The organism is Gluconobacter sp. P1D12_c, from assembly GCF_018812105.1.
In the GTDB taxonomy this organism is placed as follows: Bacteria; Pseudomonadota; Alphaproteobacteria; order Acetobacterales; family Acetobacteraceae; genus Gluconobacter; species Gluconobacter oxydans_A.
This window is the reverse complement of sequence record NZ_JACSIQ010000583.1, coordinates 1-416: the sequence shown is the minus strand read 5'-3', so window position 1 is coordinate 416 and position 416 is coordinate 1. Positions and strand designations below refer to the sequence as shown.

General features: G+C 55.4%; 1 pseudogene. It reads right to left on the bottom strand.

The annotated features are described in order from the left end of the window. A pseudogene (locus tag KP705_RS18255) lies at positions 1-416 on the bottom strand (transposase); the annotation flags it as partial.

Sequence of the window (416 nt, the reverse complement as noted above, 5' to 3'; positions counted from 1 at the left end):
CAGACCGGGGAGTATCGCCACCTGCGATGGCACGTACTCGCGCTGATCTGTTCCAGGAAGAGAAAGCGGCTCATATTGTAGACGATATTGGCCAAATGGTCCGTTTGATACCGACAGTYCGGACGAACAGACCCGTCTGCGATTTCTGATCGGCAAAGACATGCTCGACACGCGACCGGATCACCGATTTCCCTGCGTTGGACCGCTGGATGTGGCGGGGCATGGGCTTGAGATGCGGCTTTTTCCTGTGGACCTTTGAGACAAAGCCCTGCTTTTCCATGAAGTCTTCGTTGGCTTTCGAGCGATACGCGGTATCGGCCCAGACGCTTGAGGCGGTATTGGCTTTATCCAGAAGCCCCTCTCTCAATCGCGCGCCATCACTGGCGGCGGCATCTGTTGTCTTCCATTTTCCATTT